The sequence below is a fragment of the Oceanicola sp. D3 genome (genome assembly GCF_006351965.1).
Taxonomy (GTDB): Bacteria; Pseudomonadota; Alphaproteobacteria; order Rhodobacterales; family Rhodobacteraceae; genus Vannielia.
Map to the genome: position 1 here is coordinate 3,014,414 of NZ_CP040932.1, position 15,803 is coordinate 3,030,216.

18 protein-coding genes are annotated in these 15,803 nt (G+C 65.2%); 13 read left to right on the top strand and 5 right to left on the bottom strand.

What is annotated here, in order from left to right; all coding sequences use genetic code 11:
* Window positions 1-129: 129 nt before the first annotated feature.
* Entirely contained in the window at window positions 130-579 is a 450-nt protein-coding gene (locus FHY55_RS15060; RefSeq protein ID WP_140014974.1) for a thiol-disulfide oxidoreductase DCC family protein, read from the bottom strand.
* Window positions 576-998, bottom strand: a complete 423-nt coding sequence (locus FHY55_RS15065) for a hypothetical protein (RefSeq protein ID WP_140014975.1) — start codon at window positions 996-998, stop codon at window positions 576-578. The genes FHY55_RS15060 and FHY55_RS15065 overlap by 4 nt, the downstream gene beginning before the upstream one ends.
* A gap of 106 nt (window positions 999-1,104) precedes the next feature.
* On the opposite strand from FHY55_RS15065, the gene FHY55_RS15070 reads away from it, so the two are divergent.
* From FHY55_RS15070 to FHY55_RS15095, 6 genes are all read left to right on the top strand, one after another.
* Complete coding sequence (locus FHY55_RS15070; RefSeq protein WP_140014976.1) at window positions 1,105-2,895, top strand: SLC13 family permease; 1,791 nt, start codon at window positions 1,105-1,107, stop codon at window positions 2,893-2,895.
* Between the two features lie 261 nt (window positions 2,896-3,156).
* Entirely contained in the window at window positions 3,157-4,386 is a 1,230-nt protein-coding gene (locus FHY55_RS15075; RefSeq protein ID WP_140014977.1) for an MFS transporter, read from the top strand.
* 84 nt (window positions 4,387-4,470) lie between these two features.
* The gene (gene msrA / locus FHY55_RS15080) at window positions 4,471-5,124 is read left to right on the top strand and encodes a peptide-methionine (S)-S-oxide reductase MsrA (RefSeq protein ID WP_140014978.1); all 654 of its coding nucleotides are present in this window, start codon (window positions 4,471-4,473) and stop codon (window positions 5,122-5,124) included.
* Window positions 5,121-5,666, top strand: a complete 546-nt coding sequence (locus tag FHY55_RS15085) for a sugar O-acetyltransferase (protein ID WP_140014979.1) — start codon at window positions 5,121-5,123, stop codon at window positions 5,664-5,666. The genes msrA and FHY55_RS15085 overlap by 4 nt, the downstream gene beginning before the upstream one ends.
* A gap of 112 nt (window positions 5,667-5,778) precedes the next feature.
* Window positions 5,779-6,648, top strand: coding sequence for a 50S ribosomal protein L11 methyltransferase (locus FHY55_RS15090; RefSeq protein ID WP_140014980.1), 870 nt, complete (start codon window positions 5,779-5,781; stop codon window positions 6,646-6,648).
* A gap of 86 nt (window positions 6,649-6,734) precedes the next feature.
* A complete protein-coding gene (locus FHY55_RS15095; protein WP_140014981.1) occupies window positions 6,735-7,076 on the top strand; it encodes a hypothetical protein in 342 nt (113 codons plus the stop codon).
* Window positions 7,077-7,150: 74 nt separating this feature from the next.
* Here FHY55_RS15095 and FHY55_RS15100 read toward each other — a convergent pair whose 3' ends face one another.
* Window positions 7,151-8,011, bottom strand: coding sequence for a helix-turn-helix domain-containing protein (locus FHY55_RS15100; RefSeq protein ID WP_140014982.1), 861 nt, complete (start codon window positions 8,009-8,011; stop codon window positions 7,151-7,153).
* Window positions 8,012-8,133: 122 nt separating this feature from the next.
* Here FHY55_RS15100 and FHY55_RS15105 point away from each other — a divergent pair, with 122 nt between their 5' ends.
* Window positions 8,134-9,051, top strand: coding sequence for a fatty acid desaturase (locus FHY55_RS15105; RefSeq protein ID WP_254695333.1), 918 nt, complete (start codon window positions 8,134-8,136; stop codon window positions 9,049-9,051).
* Between the two features lie 64 nt (window positions 9,052-9,115).
* Window positions 9,116-10,009, top strand: a complete 894-nt coding sequence (locus FHY55_RS15110) for a DMT family transporter (protein WP_140014983.1) — start codon at window positions 9,116-9,118, stop codon at window positions 10,007-10,009.
* A 42-nt stretch (window positions 10,010-10,051) separates the two neighbouring features.
* Here the strand turns inward: FHY55_RS15110 and FHY55_RS15115 are convergent, their stop codons facing one another.
* Both FHY55_RS15115 and FHY55_RS15120 read right to left on the bottom strand, forming a co-directional pair.
* A complete protein-coding gene (locus FHY55_RS15115; protein WP_140014984.1) occupies window positions 10,052-10,723 on the bottom strand; it encodes an NUDIX hydrolase in 672 nt (223 codons plus the stop codon).
* Between the two features lie 43 nt (window positions 10,724-10,766).
* Window positions 10,767-11,111, bottom strand: a complete 345-nt coding sequence (locus FHY55_RS15120) for a DUF983 domain-containing protein (protein ID WP_254695511.1) — start codon at window positions 11,109-11,111, stop codon at window positions 10,767-10,769.
* Window positions 11,112-11,463: 352 nt separating this feature from the next.
* Here FHY55_RS15120 and FHY55_RS15125 point away from each other — a divergent pair, with 352 nt between their 5' ends.
* The 5 genes from FHY55_RS15125 to dnaG all read left to right on the top strand — a co-directional run bounded on the left by FHY55_RS15125 (window position 11,464) and on the right by dnaG (window position 15,772).
* Window positions 11,464-12,069: an EF-hand domain-containing protein gene (locus tag FHY55_RS15125; protein WP_140014986.1), complete on the top strand. Its 606-nt coding sequence runs from the start codon at window positions 11,464-11,466 to the stop codon at window positions 12,067-12,069.
* Window positions 12,070-12,173: 104 nt separating this feature from the next.
* The gene (locus tag FHY55_RS15130) at window positions 12,174-12,758 is read left to right on the top strand and encodes an RNA polymerase sigma factor (RefSeq protein WP_140014987.1); all 585 of its coding nucleotides are present in this window, start codon (window positions 12,174-12,176) and stop codon (window positions 12,756-12,758) included.
* Complete coding sequence (locus tag FHY55_RS15135) at window positions 12,751-13,176, top strand: hypothetical protein (protein ID WP_140014988.1); 426 nt, start codon at window positions 12,751-12,753, stop codon at window positions 13,174-13,176. The genes FHY55_RS15130 and FHY55_RS15135 overlap by 8 nt, the downstream gene beginning before the upstream one ends.
* 9 nt (window positions 13,177-13,185) lie before the next feature.
* On the top strand, window positions 13,186-13,722 hold the full coding sequence (locus FHY55_RS15140; RefSeq protein ID WP_140014989.1) for a periplasmic heavy metal sensor: 537 nt from the start codon (window positions 13,186-13,188) through the stop codon (window positions 13,720-13,722).
* A gap of 70 nt (window positions 13,723-13,792) precedes the next feature.
* On the top strand, window positions 13,793-15,772 hold the full coding sequence (gene dnaG / locus FHY55_RS15145; RefSeq protein ID WP_140014990.1) for a DNA primase: 1,980 nt from the start codon (window positions 13,793-13,795) through the stop codon (window positions 15,770-15,772).
* Window positions 15,773-15,803: the final 31 nt, after the last annotated feature.

The window sequence follows — 15,803 nt, forward strand, 5'->3', positions numbered from 1 at the left end:
CTGGCAGTTGGTCAAGCTGGAGAGAGCCCGCCTGGCTGCGATGACTGGTGACGCGGCCGCCGCGAAGGCCTGACCCGCTGCGGGCCGCAGCGCCAACCACAATTGGGAGGCCTAGCGCGGACAGGGGCACTACGGGGCGTCGAGGAAGCGGGCGCGAATGTCGGGCGTGGGCAGATAGCAGCTATCGCGCCGTCCGAAGAGCCGGAAGCGGTTGCGGGCCACCAGCCGGTAGAGCGGGCGTTTTATTGGGCCGGGCAGGAAGCGGCAGATGGCCAGCGCCCGCCAAGGCCAACCCAGGGCAGACATGGCGGCGGCGAAGGCGTCCATGTGGGTGTGGATGGTTCTGCCGGTTATCACGAGATTGCTTTCGAAGTCGTCCAGAGGCATGCCGAGTGCCGCATAAAGCTTTTGGCCGAGGGCAGATTGCGCCGTTGCATAGCGGAAGTGCTGGGCATGGTCTTGCCCGAGCATGAACTGGAAGAAGCGGGTGCACAGAACGCAGTCTCCGTCAAAAACGATGATGTCATGGGGCGCGACGAGGGCGCGGAGTTCTTTTGGCAGGGCCTCTAGCGAGGTCATACGGCGAGTTCTGCCATAAGCGCCCGAAAGGGGGCATCATGGCGGGCCAGCCAGCGCAGGAACGCTTGCCGACGGGGCCAGTTGGGCTTTGCCATGCGCGACAGCCATACGCCGTTTACCGCCGCCATGCCGTGGGCTTGCGCCAATTGGCGTGGGCGGGGCAGCACCCTTTGGCCCCAGACCGCCTGAAAATGCGCCAGCTCTTCGAGCGAGGTGAAGAGATACTCGGCCCTGCCCTCCTCCACCCGCCACACTGCCCGCAACCCGGGGCGGGCCAGCCTTGGGCGGGGCGGGGTATAGTGCGCGGCCTCAAACCAAGGGCAGGGCCGCCCCTGCGCCCTGCGCGGGCGGTGCACCATGAAGGTGAGCCGGGTTGCGAAATGGTCGGCCCGGAAGATAATTTCGGCGCGGCGGGCCATGGGCAGAGCCTTGCCTGCGCGTTCTCGATGGTCAAGCCTCACTCGCCGCTTGCCTCGCCTGAACCGCCCGCTAAGATTGGCCCGTCATGGGCAAAGCAGTACCCACATGGACCTGATCACTTTCGCCCCGCCTTGGGACGCCGTTTTTGCGCTGGCTGTTGTGGGCGCGATGTTCATCCTGTTCATCCGAGAGAGCTTTCCGCCGGAGGTTGTGGCCATTCTCGGCGTGTCCGTACTGCTGCTTTCAGGCGTGCTGCCCTACAATGACGCCCGCGAAGTTTTGGCCAACCCGGCGCCCTGGACGATTGCCGCGATGTTCCTTGTCATGGGGGCTTTGGTTCGCACCGGTGCGCTTGACTGGTTTACGCAGGTGGCCGACCGCAATGCCGCCACCCGGCCTGCGCTGGCCGTGGGGGCGATGATTGCCTTCGTGGTGATCGCCTCGGCCTTTGTATCGAACACGCCGGTTGTGGTGGTGATGATCCCGGTATTCGTTCAGCTCGCGCGGACCATGAAGGTTTCGGCCTCAAAGTTGCTGATCCCGCTTTCCTATGCTGCCATCCTTGGCGGCACGCTTACCCTTATCGGCACCTCCACAAACCTGCTGGTCGATGGTGTGGCCCGTGCCAACGGGCTTGATCCCTTCGGGATCTTCGAGGTCACCCCGCTGGCCGTGGTGTTGGTGATCTACGGAATGATCTACCTGCGCTACATCGCGCCCCGCATTCTGCCGGACCGGGCCAGCATGGCCAACCTGCTCTCGGGCGGAGACTCGGCGCGGCGCAAGTTCTTCACCGAGGTCGCCCTGCCAGAAGACAGCCCGCTGATCGGGCAGAAACCCGGCGAGGTGGATGCTTTCAAGCGCGAGGGCGTGCGCCTGATCGACGTGCTGCGTGGCGATGCCTCGCTGCGGCGCAACATGGGGGACGTGGTGCTGGAAGCGGGGGACCGCGTGGTGCTGCGCAGCCAAATGTCGGAGCTTCTCAGCCTGCAGGAGAGCAAGCACGTACGGATGGTCGACAAGCTCTCATCGGTGGAGACCTCCACCGTTGAGGTGCTCATCACCCCCGGTGCCCGCATGGTGGGGCGCTCGCTTGGGGCGCTGCGTTTGCGCCGCCGCTATGGTGTTTATCCGCTGGCCGTGCACCGGCGAAACCAGAACATCGGGCGCCAGCTTGATGACCTTGTGGTGCGGGTGGGCGACACGCTGCTGCTGGAAGGCGCGCCAGAGGATATTCAGCGGCTGGCTGCTGATATGGACCTCGTCGATGTTGCCGCGCCGACGGGCCGGGCCTTTCGCCGGCAGAAGGCTCCGATTGCCATCGTCGCCCTGCTCGGCATCGTCGGGCTGGCTGCCTTCGGCCTTGCGCCCATTCTCGCGCTCTCCATCTTTGCGGTTGCGCTGGTGTTCGGCACCCGGTGCATTGACGCCGATGAGGCCTTTTCCTTCATCGACGGGCGGCTGCTGGCGCTGATCTTTTCGATGCTCGCGGTGGGGGCCGCGCTTGAGGCTTCGGGCGCCGTAACGCTGATTGTTGCCGCCATTGCACCGGCGCTGGAGACGCTTCCGCCCTTCTTCATCGTCTGGGCGATCTACCTTCTCACCTCGCTCCTCACCGAACTGGTCTCGAACAACGCGGTGGCCGTTGTTGTGACCCCTATCGCAATCGGGCTCGCCACGGCGCTGGGATATGACCCGCGCCCGCTGGTGATTGCGGTCATGGTTGCGGCCTCGGCCAGCTTCGCCACGCCAATCGGCTATCAGACCAACATGCTGGTCTATGGCCCGGGCGGCTACCGTTTTACCGACTTCATGAAGGTGGGCATCCCGCTCAACATCACCATCGGCTTGCTGGCCTCGGCACTGATCCCGCTGATGTGGCCGCTTGTGCCTTGACCTAAAGTTAGGTTGAGACTTCATCAATGGGCCTCTAGATCGAATCGGAGGCCCTCATGCCAGCCACGCGTCCCTTCTCCCCACCCGAACCGCTCGCCAGCCAGTTTGACGGCATCCGCTTGCCTTGCCCGCCATGGGCGACCGGCCGAGGCAAATAGTTTTTTTAGCGGGAGGTCATGCCCCGGGCGCGCGCGAGCAGCGCCCCGGCTCCTGACGCCTCGCCCCTTCCCAAGACCCGCAACGAAGCGTAAAGCGTGACAGATGCATACGATCCCTCTCCGCGAGGCACATCGCCTCCCGCGTTGGCGCCAGCCGATTACCCTGCTCTTCCTGATGGCCGTGGCGATGCCGCTGGCCTTTGCCACTTGGTCGGCGCTGCTGAACAACTTCGTTATCGAGGTTGCCGGGTTTGACGGGCGCGATATTGGGCTGCTGCATACCGTGCGAGAGATCCCCGGCTTTCTGGCCATCGGAGTGATCGCGCTGATCATCTTTATCCGCGAGCAGGTGTTGGGCCTAATCTCGCTGGTTCTGTTGGGCGTGGCCACCGCGCTGACGGCCCAGTTTCCCAGCCTTGGTGGAATTCTGACGATCACGATGCTCTCGTCGATCGGGTTTCACTACTACGAAACCGTCAACCAATCTCTCCAGCTGCAGTTTCTCAAGATCGAGCGCGCGCCGCAGATGCTCGGCTGGCTGCTGGCGGCAGGCTCGGCCTCTACGCTGGTGGCCTATGCGCTTATCGTGATGACTTGGGAGAGCTTCGATCTTTCCTATTCCTTCGTCTATTGGGTCTCGGGTGGGCTCTGCACGGCCATCGCCCTCTTCTGCCTCATCGCCTACCCGCGCTTTGAGGGCGAGCATCGGCAGAACACGCGGATGGTGCTGCGGCGGCGCTACTGGCTTTACTATGCGCTGCAGTTTTTCGCCGGGGCGCGGCGGCAAATTTTCGTCGTCTTCGCGGGCTTCATGATGGTGGAGCGCTTCGGCTTCGAGGTGCACGAGATCACTGCGCTTTTTCTGCTCAACCTCGTGGCCAACATGATTTTTGCACCGTTGATGGGACGGCTCGTGGGCCGCTGGGGAGAACGCAACGCGCTGATCTTTGAGTATAGCGGCTTGGTGATCGTGTTTACGCTCTATGGCGGCATCTACTGGTTTGGCTGGGGCGTGGTGCTGGCGGCCACGCTCTACGTGATTGACCACGTTTTCTTCGCCCTCGCGCTGGCGCTGAAGACCTACTTTCAGAAGATCGCGGACCCGGCCGACATTGCCCCTACTGCTGCCGTGGCCTTCACCATCAACCACATCGCCGCAGTCTTCCTTCCGGCACTGCTGGGCTACCTCTGGGTGGTCTCGCCCGGCGCGGTTTTTGGCCTCGCCTCGGGGATCGCTTGCGGCTCGCTGGTGCTGGCCACACTTATCCCCCGACATCCCGCCCCCGGGCATGAAACGCGTCTTTCCCCCAAGCTGGCAACCGCCGCCGAGTAACGATCTTGGCAAATGACATGAAGTCGAGCGCCCAGATACTATATCATCGGACAAAAGCACCCGAAGGGAATCGAGGACTCGACAATGTTCGGATTTGGACGTGACAAGGGAACGATGATCGGCGAAGGCGAAGCACTGCCGGGCCGGATTGCCCCAATCCCCACCGCAACCCACCACCACCTGACCGGCGCCCCGCTTACCCGCGAGGTGCCCGAGGGCCAGGAAGCGGCAATGTTTGGCATGGGCTGCTTCTGGGGCGTGGAACGCCTGTTTTGGCAGATTCCGGGGGTGGAGCTAACGATGGTTGGCTACGCGGGCGGTTTCACGCCGAACCCGACTTATGACGAGGTTTGCACCGGGATGACCGGCCACAACGAAGTGGTGCGGCTGCATTTTGACCCGGCCCGCGTGAGCTATGACGCGCTGCTCGCCGCCTTCTGGGAGGGCCACAACCCGACGCAGGGGATGCGGCAGGGCAATGACAGGGGCACGCAATATCGCTCGGGCATCTACGCCTTCAGCGACTCACAGAAGGCGGCGGCCACCGCCTCGAAGGAGGCGTATCAGGCGGCGCTTGATGCGCAGGGGCTGGGGCGGATCACCACCGAGATCTTGCTGGCACCGGACTTCTACTTTGCCGAGGACTATCATCAGCAGTACCTCGCCAAAAATCCGGGCGGCTACTGCGGGCTGGGTGGCACGGGTGTTAGCTGTCCGGTCGGTCTTGGCGCGCGATGACCAATGCCCTGCCGGGCGTCGAGAATGGGGCTTGGTATAACTGCATGACAGCAGAGCTCGGCGCGCTGCGCGATGCTGCGCGGCTGGCCTGCCACGAGCACGCGACGATGGCACCGGGCCTGCGCGGTGCCTGTGGCCCACAACTCCGCGCGCTCTTCGGCAATATCGGCACGGGCTGCTTTATCGAAGCGCCTTTTCATGTGGCCTATGGGGTGAATCTGCACCTTGAGGAGGGCGTTTATATCAACGCCTTCTGCACCATTCTGGACACCGCACGCGTGGACATCGGGGCCCGGTCGCTGCTGGGCCCGGGCGTGCATATTTATTGCGCCGACCACCACCATGACGTTGAAGGCCGCAAGAAGGGGCTGGAGCGTGCGCTGCCTGTCAGCATAGGTCGCGAGGTTTGGATCGGTGGCCATGCCACGCTGCTGCCGGGGGTGGCCGTGGGTGACGGGGCGATTGTGGCGGCCGGTGCGGTGGTGACCAAAGACGTAGCCCCCGGCGACACCGTGGCCGGTGTGCCCGCCACGCCGCGCTGAGCGCCACAGCGGGCGAAGACGCCGCGCAGGGCGGATGAGCCTGCCCCCGGGGCCTTGACCACGCACCGCAATGCCCCTACCCGGCTTGCGACTTATCGCAGGAGCGCCAGCCATGCCCACATTCACCGCCCTCACCACGCTCATGGGCCAAGGCCCTGCCGAAGCCTTGGGCGAAGCGCTGGAGCGGCTTGAGCCCGCCCCCACCGGCGTTGGCGTTTTCGAGGTGGAGGATGACTCGGGCCTCTGGGAGGTTGGTGGCTATTTCACCGAAGCGCCGGATGACGCTGCCTTGGCAGTGCTCGCCGCCGCCTTCGAGGCCAAGCCCTTCACCGTTTCCGAACTGCCCGAAACCGACTGGGTTGCCCATGTGCGCCGCGAGTTGGCCCCTGTCGAGGCCGGGCGCTTCTTTGTTTACGGCTCGCATGATGCCGAAAAGGTGCCTGAGGGCGCGTTGCCGCTGCTGATCGAAGCCGCGATGGCTTTCGGCACCGGCCACCACGGCACCACGCTGGGCTGCCTGCGCGCCTTTGACCGCCTGCTGGAAAACGGTCTTGCGCCCTGCTCCGTGGCGGATGTGGGTTGCGGCACCGCCGTTTTGGCGATGGCCGCCGCCCGGGTGTGGGACACCCCCATCATCGCCTCCGATATCGACCCGGTTGCGGTAGAGGTGGCCGAAGCCAATGTGGCCGCGAACGGGCTGTCGGGCCGGGTCACCTGCATCGAGGCCGAGGGGCTGGAAAACCCGACCCTCGACGCAGCGGCCCCTTTCGGCCTCATCTTCGCCAACATCCTGAAAGGCCCGCTCATCGGCCTCGCCCCCGATATCGCCAAGGCCATGGCACCGGGCGGCTATGCGATTCTCTCCGGGCTGCTCAACGATCAGGCCCCTGATGTGACGGCTGCTTACGTTGCGGAAGGGCTTACTGTGGAAAACGCTGAAACAATCGGCGACTGGACGACTCTCTGTCTCGCAAAATCCTGACGGCTCGCCCAATTTCCGCCCAAATCATGGCGCATCTTCATGGCGAGGCGGGGGCAGCGCGAACAATTTTTCGGACGGAGAGCACCTTGGCCGACCCAACCATGCAGAATTTTGCCGGACGTATCCGCCGGATCGAAAAGATTCACCGCAAGGGCGGTGGATTTGAAGCCTCAGGCACGCTGGGCCAAAGCCACTACAGCAAGGCCAAACGCACCAAGCGCCCGGTGCTGCGGCCCGCGCTGACGGTTCTGGCGGTTTTCGTCTGCTTCAAGGCGCTTACCCTCGCGCATCTTGGCACCGCAGATTACACCGCAAGGCTGGACGGCCTGCGTACGGGCAACACGGTGCAGCAAATGGGCGCGCATCTTATGGCGATCGACCCGATCACCCAAGCTGCGGCAGCCGGGATCAAACCGCTGATCCAATAGCAGCCGGCGTTTCACACAATCCGGGCGTGTCGTGAAAGCGGCGCGCCCGGACTGCGTTTGGCGCAGCGGACAGCCTAGCGCATGTCGCCCAGCAGCCGCGCCACATGATCGGGCCACTCCCGTTCCCCCACCGAGGCCGCCCGCACCAGCCCGTCAAAATGACCGGTGATCGCCTGCACCCGCTCCTTGTCACGGAAGGCGAGGTATGAGGAGCCGAGGTAGACTGCCGCGAGCAGCGGGCCGAACACGGTAACCGGGGCCGAGAACATGCGACGCCGGTCGAAGAGACATATCCGAAGCTGCGGATAAAACTGCCGGTGCAACTCTGCCATCCATTCCAATTGCTCGCGCCGGATGTCGAGCGGCAGGCCCTTGTAGTAGCCCGAAGCCACGGTGAAGGCGGCCAACTCATCAAGCGGCAGGGCGATCTCGTAGTCGCTGCCCGATCCGCGCATCCAATCGAGCCGATCCTGCGCCGCGCCGATGGCCTGTGCCGTGGTCTTGCCAAGATGCGGGGCATACTCCCAATGCAGCATCGCAGGCGTCTTGAGCATATCGGGCAGGGTCGCTGGCACATGGCGGATCTTGTAACCCGCCGCCTCCTGGTGCCAGGCGAAGATCTGGTCATCAATCAGCGCGCGTTCGGCTTGGGTGATTGAGAGCGCGGCTTCGGCCAGTTGCGCGGCGTGCTCTGGACGGTCCGTCAGGCCCAGAAGCCAATCGGCGCTTACGCCAAGCGCACCGGCCATGTCTGCCAGAAGCTGCGCCCCGGGCAGGCGCGGTGCCTCGCCCTTGAGCAGTTGCGAGAGGGTCGACCGGCTCACCCCGACCGCCCGCGCCAATGCGGCTTGGCTGATGGCGGCTTCGGCCAGCGCCTGTGCGCTTCGGGCGCGGAAAAGCGCGGCGCGGGTGCGTTTGTCTATTTTGGCGGTCATTTGTTAACAAATATCAACACCGATGAGATTTGTTAACAAGAGATCGCCTCCCGTGGCCTGAAGCAGCCCGATAGCCAAGGAGGGAACCGGCAACACCGCCCCCAAACATATCGGAGTTTCTTTTGAGCGCCCCCCATCGCGCCACAAGCACGGAATGGCCAACCCTCACCTTGCTGGTGGTCTGCTACGGCTGCTTTGCCCTTGGGACGACGGTGATTGCCGACGTCTCCCTCCTCCTCGGGATGATCGTGACGACCCTCGCCATTGTGCTGCACTCCTCCCTGAGCCACGAGATGATTCACGGGCATCCGTTTCGCGCCGCGATCGCGAATGCGGCGTTGGTGTTTCCGGCGCTTGGCCTCTTCATCCCCTACCTGCGGTTCAAGGACACCCATCTGGCGCACCACACCGACAGCCTGCTGACCGACCCTTATGACGACCCTGAAAGCAATTACATGGACGCCGGAGACTGGGGCCGCCTGCCACGTTGGCGGCAAGTGGTTTTGCGGGCGAACAACACGCTGGCAGGCCGGGTCACTCTGGGGCCGTTGATTGGGCAGCTTGCGTTCATGCGCGGCGACTGGCGCGCGATGCGCGCGGGCAGCAGGCGCATTGCGCTCGGCTGGGCGCTGCATGCCGCCGGGCTCGTGCCTTTGGTGATCTGGATCGCCTACGCCCAGATGCCGCCACTGGCCTATGTCGGCTGTGCCTATGCTGCCCTGTCGACCCTCAAGATCCGCACCTTTCTGGAACATCAGGCGCATGAACGGGCGCGGGGCCGAACCGTGGTGATCGAAGATCGCGGGCCGCTCGCCCTGCTGTTTCTCAACAACAACCTGCATGTGGTGCATCACATGCACCCGCGCACCCCGTGGTATCGCCTGCCCCGGCTCTACTTTGCCAATCCGGCCCGCTACCTTTCGCGCAACGAAGGCTACCGTTATCGCTCTTATGGCGAAGTGTTCCGCCGCTACTTCCTGAAAGCGAAAGACCCGGTGCCCCACCCGCTGTGGCAGCGACAGGGCCCACCAGCTCCCTGAGGCCTAATGCGCGCCCGTCGGCCTGCTGCTTGCCAACGGCCCCGCTTGCACTCATAGCGCAGGCATGGACTGGCTCTGGATCCCCTTCGCGCTCACCGCAGCCCTCATTCAGGCGATGCGCTTCATGGTGCAAAAGCAGATGGCGCAGGCTGGGCTTACGGCAACAGGGGCGACATGGGCGCGGTTTCTTTATTCGCTGCCGATGATCTGGGCCGCGCTTTGGCTGATGGTTTGGATGCGGGGCATGGAGCTGCCCGCGCTCGGTGATCAGTTTTGGCTCTGGGCCGCGATTGGCGGCAGTTCACAGATCCTCGCGACCGTCTTCACCGTGATGCTCTTTGCCCGCCGAAACTTTGCCGTCGGCATCACCCTGCGCAAGTCCGAGGTGCTGCTCACCGTCGCGGTTGGCTGGGTGCTGCTCGGCGAGGTGCCGGGCTGGGGCGGCTTTGCGGCGATGGTCGTGGGCATGGTGGCGATTTTGATGCTTTCGGGCACTGGCGGCAGGCTTCGGCTCGACCTGCCCTCTGCCACCCTCGGCCTCGGCGCGGGCCTGTTCTTTGCCTTCTCCGGGGTGGGCTACCGCGCGGCCACGCTTGAGGTGGCGAGCGATGACGTTCTGTTACGCCCGGCCCTTGCTCTGGGCTGCGTGGTGATCCTGCAAAACCTGCTGATGCTGGGCTGGCTCGGCGTGCGCGACCGCGGCGAGATTACCCGCGTCCTCGCGGCATGGCGGCCGGGCCTTGCGGTTGGCATCACCTCCTTTGGGGGCAGTTTTTGCTGGTTCGCCGCCTTCGCCCTGCAAACCGCCTCCGTCGTTTTTGCCTTGGGTCAGGTGGAGGTGCTGTTTTCGATGGTGATCGGCGCCCGCGTCTTTTCGGAGCGCCTATCTGGGCGCGAGCTAGCGGGCATTGCGCTGCTGATCGTTTCCGTCATCGCCTTGGTGGCGGCAACAAACTGACCCCGACCGTGCTTCGCGCGACCTCCGTGCCCGCGGCCCGGCTCAGCGCAGCCGGCGAATGCCTGCAACGAGGTCATCGTTCTTGACGAAAGGCACGCCATCGGGCGGTGCCTCATGGTCCGTCAACCCGGCCACCTCGCCCAAGACCACCTCGGTGATGAAGGGCAGATCGAAGCTGCGCGCCTTGGTGAGCGGTATCCATTGCAGCAGAGACAGCTCGTCTTCCGCGCGAGAAAAATCATCCACATCGCCAGCCACCCGGCTGGCGGGGGCAAGGAAGAAGCGCGCATCAAAGCGGCGGGGGCGGCCCGGCGGCGTCACGGCACGATAGACGAACCGCAAACCCTCTGCCGAGGGCAGATGGCCCGTGGCTGCAAATCCGCGCCAGCCCTTCGGCGCGGGGCGTGGCCAGTCTCCCGGCACGCCGAGGATGAGCCCGGTTTCCTCCCAAAGCTCACGGATCGCGGCGGCGAGCAGCGCGGGGACGAGGCCGCCCTCAGCCTCGGCGGCCAGCCGCGCGGCGCAAAGCGGATCGGGACCGCAGGCCAGGGGCACCTCGGCGTCCACCGCATCTACCGCGCCGCCGGGAAAGACGAACTTGTTGGGCATGAAGGCGGCGCTGGCGCCGCGCTGGCCCATCAGCACTTCAACCCCGTTCACCCCCGCACGATAGAGAATGATCGTCGCCGCATCGCGAAGCTGTGATTTATCCATGGGCCTCCCGCCTCGTTCCGAAGGCGGGCCAACGGAGCGACACTTAGCCGGACTCGCCGCCAAACCCGTGCATCCGCTTGGCCCATTGCAGACCAACCATCAGCCCCTTCAGCCGCGGCAGAAGGTAGAGGGAAAGGGCAACACAGCCAACCGAAAATCCGGTTGCCATGATCAGCGGATCAGGGCGGAAATTGCTGTAAACGATGAGGATCAGCGGCGCGAGGATGTGGCCGACGATGACGATCGTCAGATAGGCCGGGCCATCATCGGCGCGCTGGTGGTGCAGTTCTTCCTCGCAGACAGGGCAGGTGTCGCGCACCTTGAGATAGCCCGCCATCATCGGGCCGTTGCCGCAGGAGGGGCAGCGCCGCCGCCAGCCGCGCAGCATCGCGGGCTTGGCCAAACGCTCCTCGCCCGCATCGGACCTGCGCTCTACGCCCGAGAGCCCCTCGGCCCGAAGCGTTCCATCGGCTTGCAGATGTTGCATTGCACTTACCCCTTGCAGCGCTCGGCATGGCGGAGCGCGGCGATACCTCGACTTTGGTCTTATCTACGCCAGAGAGGACGCGAACGGCAGGGCACAGATTGTCCTTGCGGCGGGATGTCGCAAAACCGACCCGAAAGTTTTTTGCCCCCTCGGCGACGGAAGCTGCGCCGCCACGCGTTTGAGAAGCATCAACGGGCCAACGAAGGGCCCCGAGGCAAACGAACCTAGAGCATTTCCGAGGAGGAAAGACGAGATGAAACGCATTCTGCTTCTGACCACCCTGATCGCCACCGGCCTGTCGGTGGCCCCCATGGCTGAGGCCCGCGGCCCGGGCGGCGGCGGTATGGGCATGGGCCCGGGTGCCGACCCGACGCCCCCCAGCTTTACCGAACTCGACACCAATGGTGATGGTGCCCTTTCGGCTGAAGAACTCGCCGCCGGTGATGCCGTGCGCTTTGCCCGCGCCGACACCAATGGCGACGGCGAAGTGAGCGCCGAAGAGCTGGTTGCCGCCGAGGAGGCCCGTGACGAGGCTCGCCGCGCCAAACGTGCCGAGCGGATGATCGAGCGGCTCGACACCGATGGCAATGGCACCGTTTCCGCCGAGGAGATGGCCGCCGGACGCCCGGAGAAAGCACAGGAACGCCGCGAGAAGATGCTCGAAAAGCTCTTTGAGCGGATGGACACGGACGGTGACGGCACCGTCTCCGAGCAGGAATTCGAAACGGCCATGGCCTTCCTCGCCGAGCGCGGCGAAGGGCGTGGAATGCGGGACGGTGAGCGCAAGCACAAGCGCGGCGAACACCGTGGTGGTGACGAGCGCGGTGGCAACGGACATGGCCACTACCGCCGGAACTGATCCGCACCGTTTTGAAGCTTCCCTCCCCGCGTCATGTGTCATCCCCTGAAACGCGCGGGGAGGGGGCCGTTGAGAAGACTGGGAAGACAAGATACTGACAGGCGATGCCCATGCCCCTCGATGCGCCGACAGAGCCCGATGACGAGGCGCTCCTGGTCCTGTTTGCCGGGGGTGATCGCGCGGCCGCTCGCAGCCTCACGCTTCGGCTCACGCCTATGGTGCTGGGGCTTGCCACCCGTATGCTGACCGATCGCGCCGAGGCCGAGGACGTGGCACAGGAAGCGATGATGCGGCTGTGGAAGATTGCGCCCGAATGGCGGCAGGGTGAGGCCAAGGTGAGCACGTGGCTCTACCAGGTGGCCCGCAATCTTTGCACCGACCGGCTGCGCAAGAAGCGCGGTCAGGCGCTCGACAGCATCCCCGAGCCCGAAGACGAACGGGCCGGTGTGGTGGAGCAGATGCAGGCCGAAGAACGTGCCGCAGCGCTTTATGCCGCGCTGGCCGAGTTGCCCGACCGTCAGAGCGAAGCGGTGCGGCTGAGGCACATTGAAGGGTTGGGCAATCCGATGATTGCTCAGCAGATGGACATTTCCGTTGAGGCGGTCGAGAGTTTGATCGCCCGAGGCAAACGCGCACTTGCGGCCCGCCTGAGGGGCGCTCGCGCAAAACTGGGGTTGAGCGATGGCTGACCATGACAACAAGCTGAACGCCTCCGAGGAGGCCCTGCTCGAAGGCTTCTTTTCGGCCGCCCGCACCGATGCGGCGGTTGTGGCAGAGCCTTCGCCCGAGCTGCTCGCCCGGGTGCTGGAAGATGGCTACGGCGTGCAGGACGCGCTGGCTGCTGTGCCCGCGCCCGCCGCTGCCGCTCCCCGCCCCCCGCGCCGCTCGTTCATGGCGGCATTTCTGGCGTCCATCGGCGGCGCGCCGGGACTGGCCGGGCTCACCGCCGCTGCGCTCGTCGGCATCTGGTTTGGCGCCCGCCCGCCTGAGGCCGTTTCCACAGTGACAGCGACCCTCTTTGGCACCTCCGCCGCAGAAGAGGCCGCGACCGATGATGACTTGCTGGGCTATGACATGGCCTATGCCGACCTGCTGACCGACGGCTGAGATACCCATATGACCGACCTTCAACCGCCCCCGCCCGAAGAGACCACCGCCCGCCCGCGCCGCCGCTGGGTGCGCGTGGTGCTCGTGCTCTCGCTCGCTGCCAACCTCGCCGTTGCCGGGCTGGTGCTTGGCGCATGGATCACCCATGACGGCAAGCGCGGACCCGATGGACCACGTGGCGAGCGGGACCGCATCGTGCGCGAGCTGGGCTTTGGCCCCTACTCACGCGCCATTCCGCGCGAGGGCCGCGAGGGCATGAAAGCCGCGATCGAGCCGCATCGGGGCGCCCTTCGGGCCAACCGCGATGCGCTGCGCGGCGCCTTCGAAGCCACGCTGACCACGCTGCGCAGCGCGCCTTTCGACCGCGCCGCGATGGCCGCTCAGATGGCCGCCCAGCGTGATGCCATCGCCGCCAACCAAAAGATCGGCCACGAGATCCTTCTGGACCGGCTGGAGGCCATGACCCCCGAACAGCGCACCGCCTTTGCCGACAGGCTTGAACGCGGGCTCGGGCGGGAACCGGGCCGGAAGAAAAAGGGCGATTAACCAGCTCGCAGAAGGCGAGACACGCCCTGCCCTACTGGACTCATCCCGCTAGCGGCCCGATATATGGCAGATGTCGCTGCCACCCGGATTCCTTGACGAGCTACGCACCCGCCTGTCGCTCTCCGACGTGGTGGGCCGCAAGGTCATGTGGGACCGCAAGAAATCCAACCAAGGCAAGGGCGACATGTGGGCGCCCTGCCCCTTCCACCATGAGAAGACAGCCAGCTTTCACGTCGATGACAAGCAGGGCTTCTACTACTGCTTCGGCTGCCACGCGAAGGGCGATGCGATCAGCTTCGTGCGCGAAACCGAGAATGTCGGCTTCATGGAGGCGATCGAGATACTCGCGGGCGAGGCCGGGATGCAGATGCCTGCGCGCGATCCGCGGGCGCAGGAGAAGGCCGATGCCGCCACCCGGCTGACCGGGGTGATGGAGCAGGCGGTGCAGTGGTTTCGCTTGCAGCTCAAAACCGCCGCCGGGGCCGAAGCACGCAGCTATCTGGCTGGGCGCGGGCTGGGGGACGCGGCGCAAGAACGCTGGGGGCTGGGTTTTGCCCCGCCGGGATGGGAAGGTCTGCGCGAGGCATTGGCCGCCAAGGGCGTGAGCGTCGAAGACATGCTCGCCTGCCGCCTCCTGCGCGAAAGCGACAAGGGCCGTGCGCCCTATGATGCCTTCCGCAACCGCATCATGTTTCCGATTCGCGATATCCGGGGCCGCTGCATCGCTTTTGGTGGGCGCGCGATGGACCCGGCGGACAATGCGAAATACCTCAACTCATCGGAGGGGCCGCTCTTCGATAAGGGCCGCGTCCTCTTCAACCACCAGCAGGCCCGGGGCGCGGTGGGCAAGGGACAAGCGCTGATCGTGGCCGAGGGCTACATGGATGTGATCGCGCTGGCCGAGGCGGGCTTTAGCGCGGCGGTAGCTCCGCTGGGCACGGCGATCACCGAGGAGCAGTTGCAGATGCTCTGGCGAATGGCGCCCGAGCCGGTGGTGGCGCTGGATGGCGACAAGGCCGGCCTTCGCGCAGCGATGCGGCTCATCGACATGGCGCTGCCGCAAATCGGCCCGGGCCGCTCGCTTCGCTTTGCCCTGATGCCAGAAGGAAAAGACCCGGACGACCTGCTTCGCGCCGAAGGCCCGCCTGCCATGCAAGCCGTGCTTGACCGGGCCGAACCCCTCTCTGCCATGCTTTGGCGGCGGGAAACCGAAGATCGCCCGCTCGACAGCCCCGAGCGCCGCGCCGCGCTGGATGCCTCGCTGCGGGCCGCAACTGCGTTGATCCAAGATCCCGACGTGCGGCGGCACTACGAGGAAGACTTCAAGCAGCGCAAATGGGAGCTGTTCAACCCGCGCCGCACCGCCGCTGCCCCGGCCCAACAGGGCAGCGGCCCACAGCAGCGTGCGTGGCGCCCGCGCGGCACCCCGCCCCCGGCGCTGCCTACGCCCTCCACCCGAAGTTCGGCACTGGCCGCCGCCGGCGCCGAGATCGAGGAGCAACTGCGCGAAGCGGTGATTCTCGCCACCCTGCTCACGCATCCCGATCTGGCCGATGAATTTGCCCATGCCATCGAAGAGCTCGACTGGAAGGGCGACGGCCATGCTGCCGTTGCCATGGCGCTGCTGACCCACGCCGATACCCCCGACCCCCGTGGCGCATTGGAAGAAGAATTCGGCCATGCCGCCCTTGAAAAACTCTTCACACCGGCACATGTCCGCATTGCGCCCTGCATCCGCAATCCCGGCGACACCGAGTTGGCTCGTATGTGCCTCGCCATGGATTTCGCAATCCTCTCTGCCGATCGCGGGGCCGCGCGTGAGATCGCCGAAGCGATGCACCAGATTGACGGGTTGGCCGATGAGGGGCTGACCTGGCGGCTTGGACAGGCGTCAGAAGCCCGGCATCGCGCCGCAACCAACCACGAAACCGACAAGGCCGACTATGACATCGCCCCAAACGGCGCCCGCCTCGACCGCAGCGAACGCGCCAGCCTCGACGCTCTGCTTGAGCAGATCGGGCACCAGAAACCGCGCGGCAAACAGGATTGAGTCGAATTGTCGACATAACCGCCACAGGGCG

What these genes read in the sequence shown, in the direction of transcription:
- FHY55_RS15135 (WP_140014988.1), top strand. Translation starts at nt 12,751, where the DNA reads ATGGCTGACCATGACAACAAGCTGAACGCCTCCGAGGAGGCCCTGCTC.
- FHY55_RS15065 (WP_140014975.1), bottom strand. Translation starts at nt 998, where the DNA reads ATGGCCCGCCGCGCCGAAATTATCTTCCGGGCCGACCATTTCGCAACC.
- FHY55_RS15085 (WP_140014979.1), top strand. Translation starts at nt 5,121, where the DNA reads ATGACCAATGCCCTGCCGGGCGTCGAGAATGGGGCTTGGTATAACTGC.
- FHY55_RS15075 (WP_140014977.1), top strand. Translation starts at nt 3,157, where the DNA reads ATGCATACGATCCCTCTCCGCGAGGCACATCGCCTCCCGCGTTGGCGC.
- FHY55_RS15125 (WP_140014986.1), top strand. Translation starts at nt 11,464, where the DNA reads ATGAAACGCATTCTGCTTCTGACCACCCTGATCGCCACCGGCCTGTCG.
- FHY55_RS15120 (WP_254695511.1), bottom strand. Translation starts at nt 11,111, where the DNA reads ATGCTGCGCGGCTGGCGGCGGCGCTGCCCCTCCTGCGGCAACGGCCCG.
- FHY55_RS15140 (WP_140014989.1), top strand. Translation starts at nt 13,186, where the DNA reads ATGACCGACCTTCAACCGCCCCCGCCCGAAGAGACCACCGCCCGCCCG.
- FHY55_RS15070 (WP_140014976.1), top strand. Translation starts at nt 1,105, where the DNA reads ATGGACCTGATCACTTTCGCCCCGCCTTGGGACGCCGTTTTTGCGCTG.
- FHY55_RS15110 (WP_140014983.1), top strand. Translation starts at nt 9,116, where the DNA reads ATGGACTGGCTCTGGATCCCCTTCGCGCTCACCGCAGCCCTCATTCAG.
- FHY55_RS15060 (WP_140014974.1), bottom strand. Translation starts at nt 579, where the DNA reads ATGACCTCGCTAGAGGCCCTGCCAAAAGAACTCCGCGCCCTCGTCGCG.
- FHY55_RS15115 (WP_140014984.1), bottom strand. Translation starts at nt 10,723, where the DNA reads ATGGATAAATCACAGCTTCGCGATGCGGCGACGATCATTCTCTATCGT.
- dnaG (WP_140014990.1), top strand. Translation starts at nt 13,793, where the DNA reads ATGTCGCTGCCACCCGGATTCCTTGACGAGCTACGCACCCGCCTGTCG.
- msrA (WP_140014978.1), top strand. Translation starts at nt 4,471, where the DNA reads ATGTTCGGATTTGGACGTGACAAGGGAACGATGATCGGCGAAGGCGAA.
- FHY55_RS15130 (WP_140014987.1), top strand. Translation starts at nt 12,174, where the DNA reads ATGCCCATGCCCCTCGATGCGCCGACAGAGCCCGATGACGAGGCGCTC.
- FHY55_RS15100 (WP_140014982.1), bottom strand. Translation starts at nt 8,011, where the DNA reads ATGACCGCCAAAATAGACAAACGCACCCGCGCCGCGCTTTTCCGCGCC.
- FHY55_RS15090 (WP_140014980.1), top strand. Translation starts at nt 5,779, where the DNA reads ATGCCCACATTCACCGCCCTCACCACGCTCATGGGCCAAGGCCCTGCC.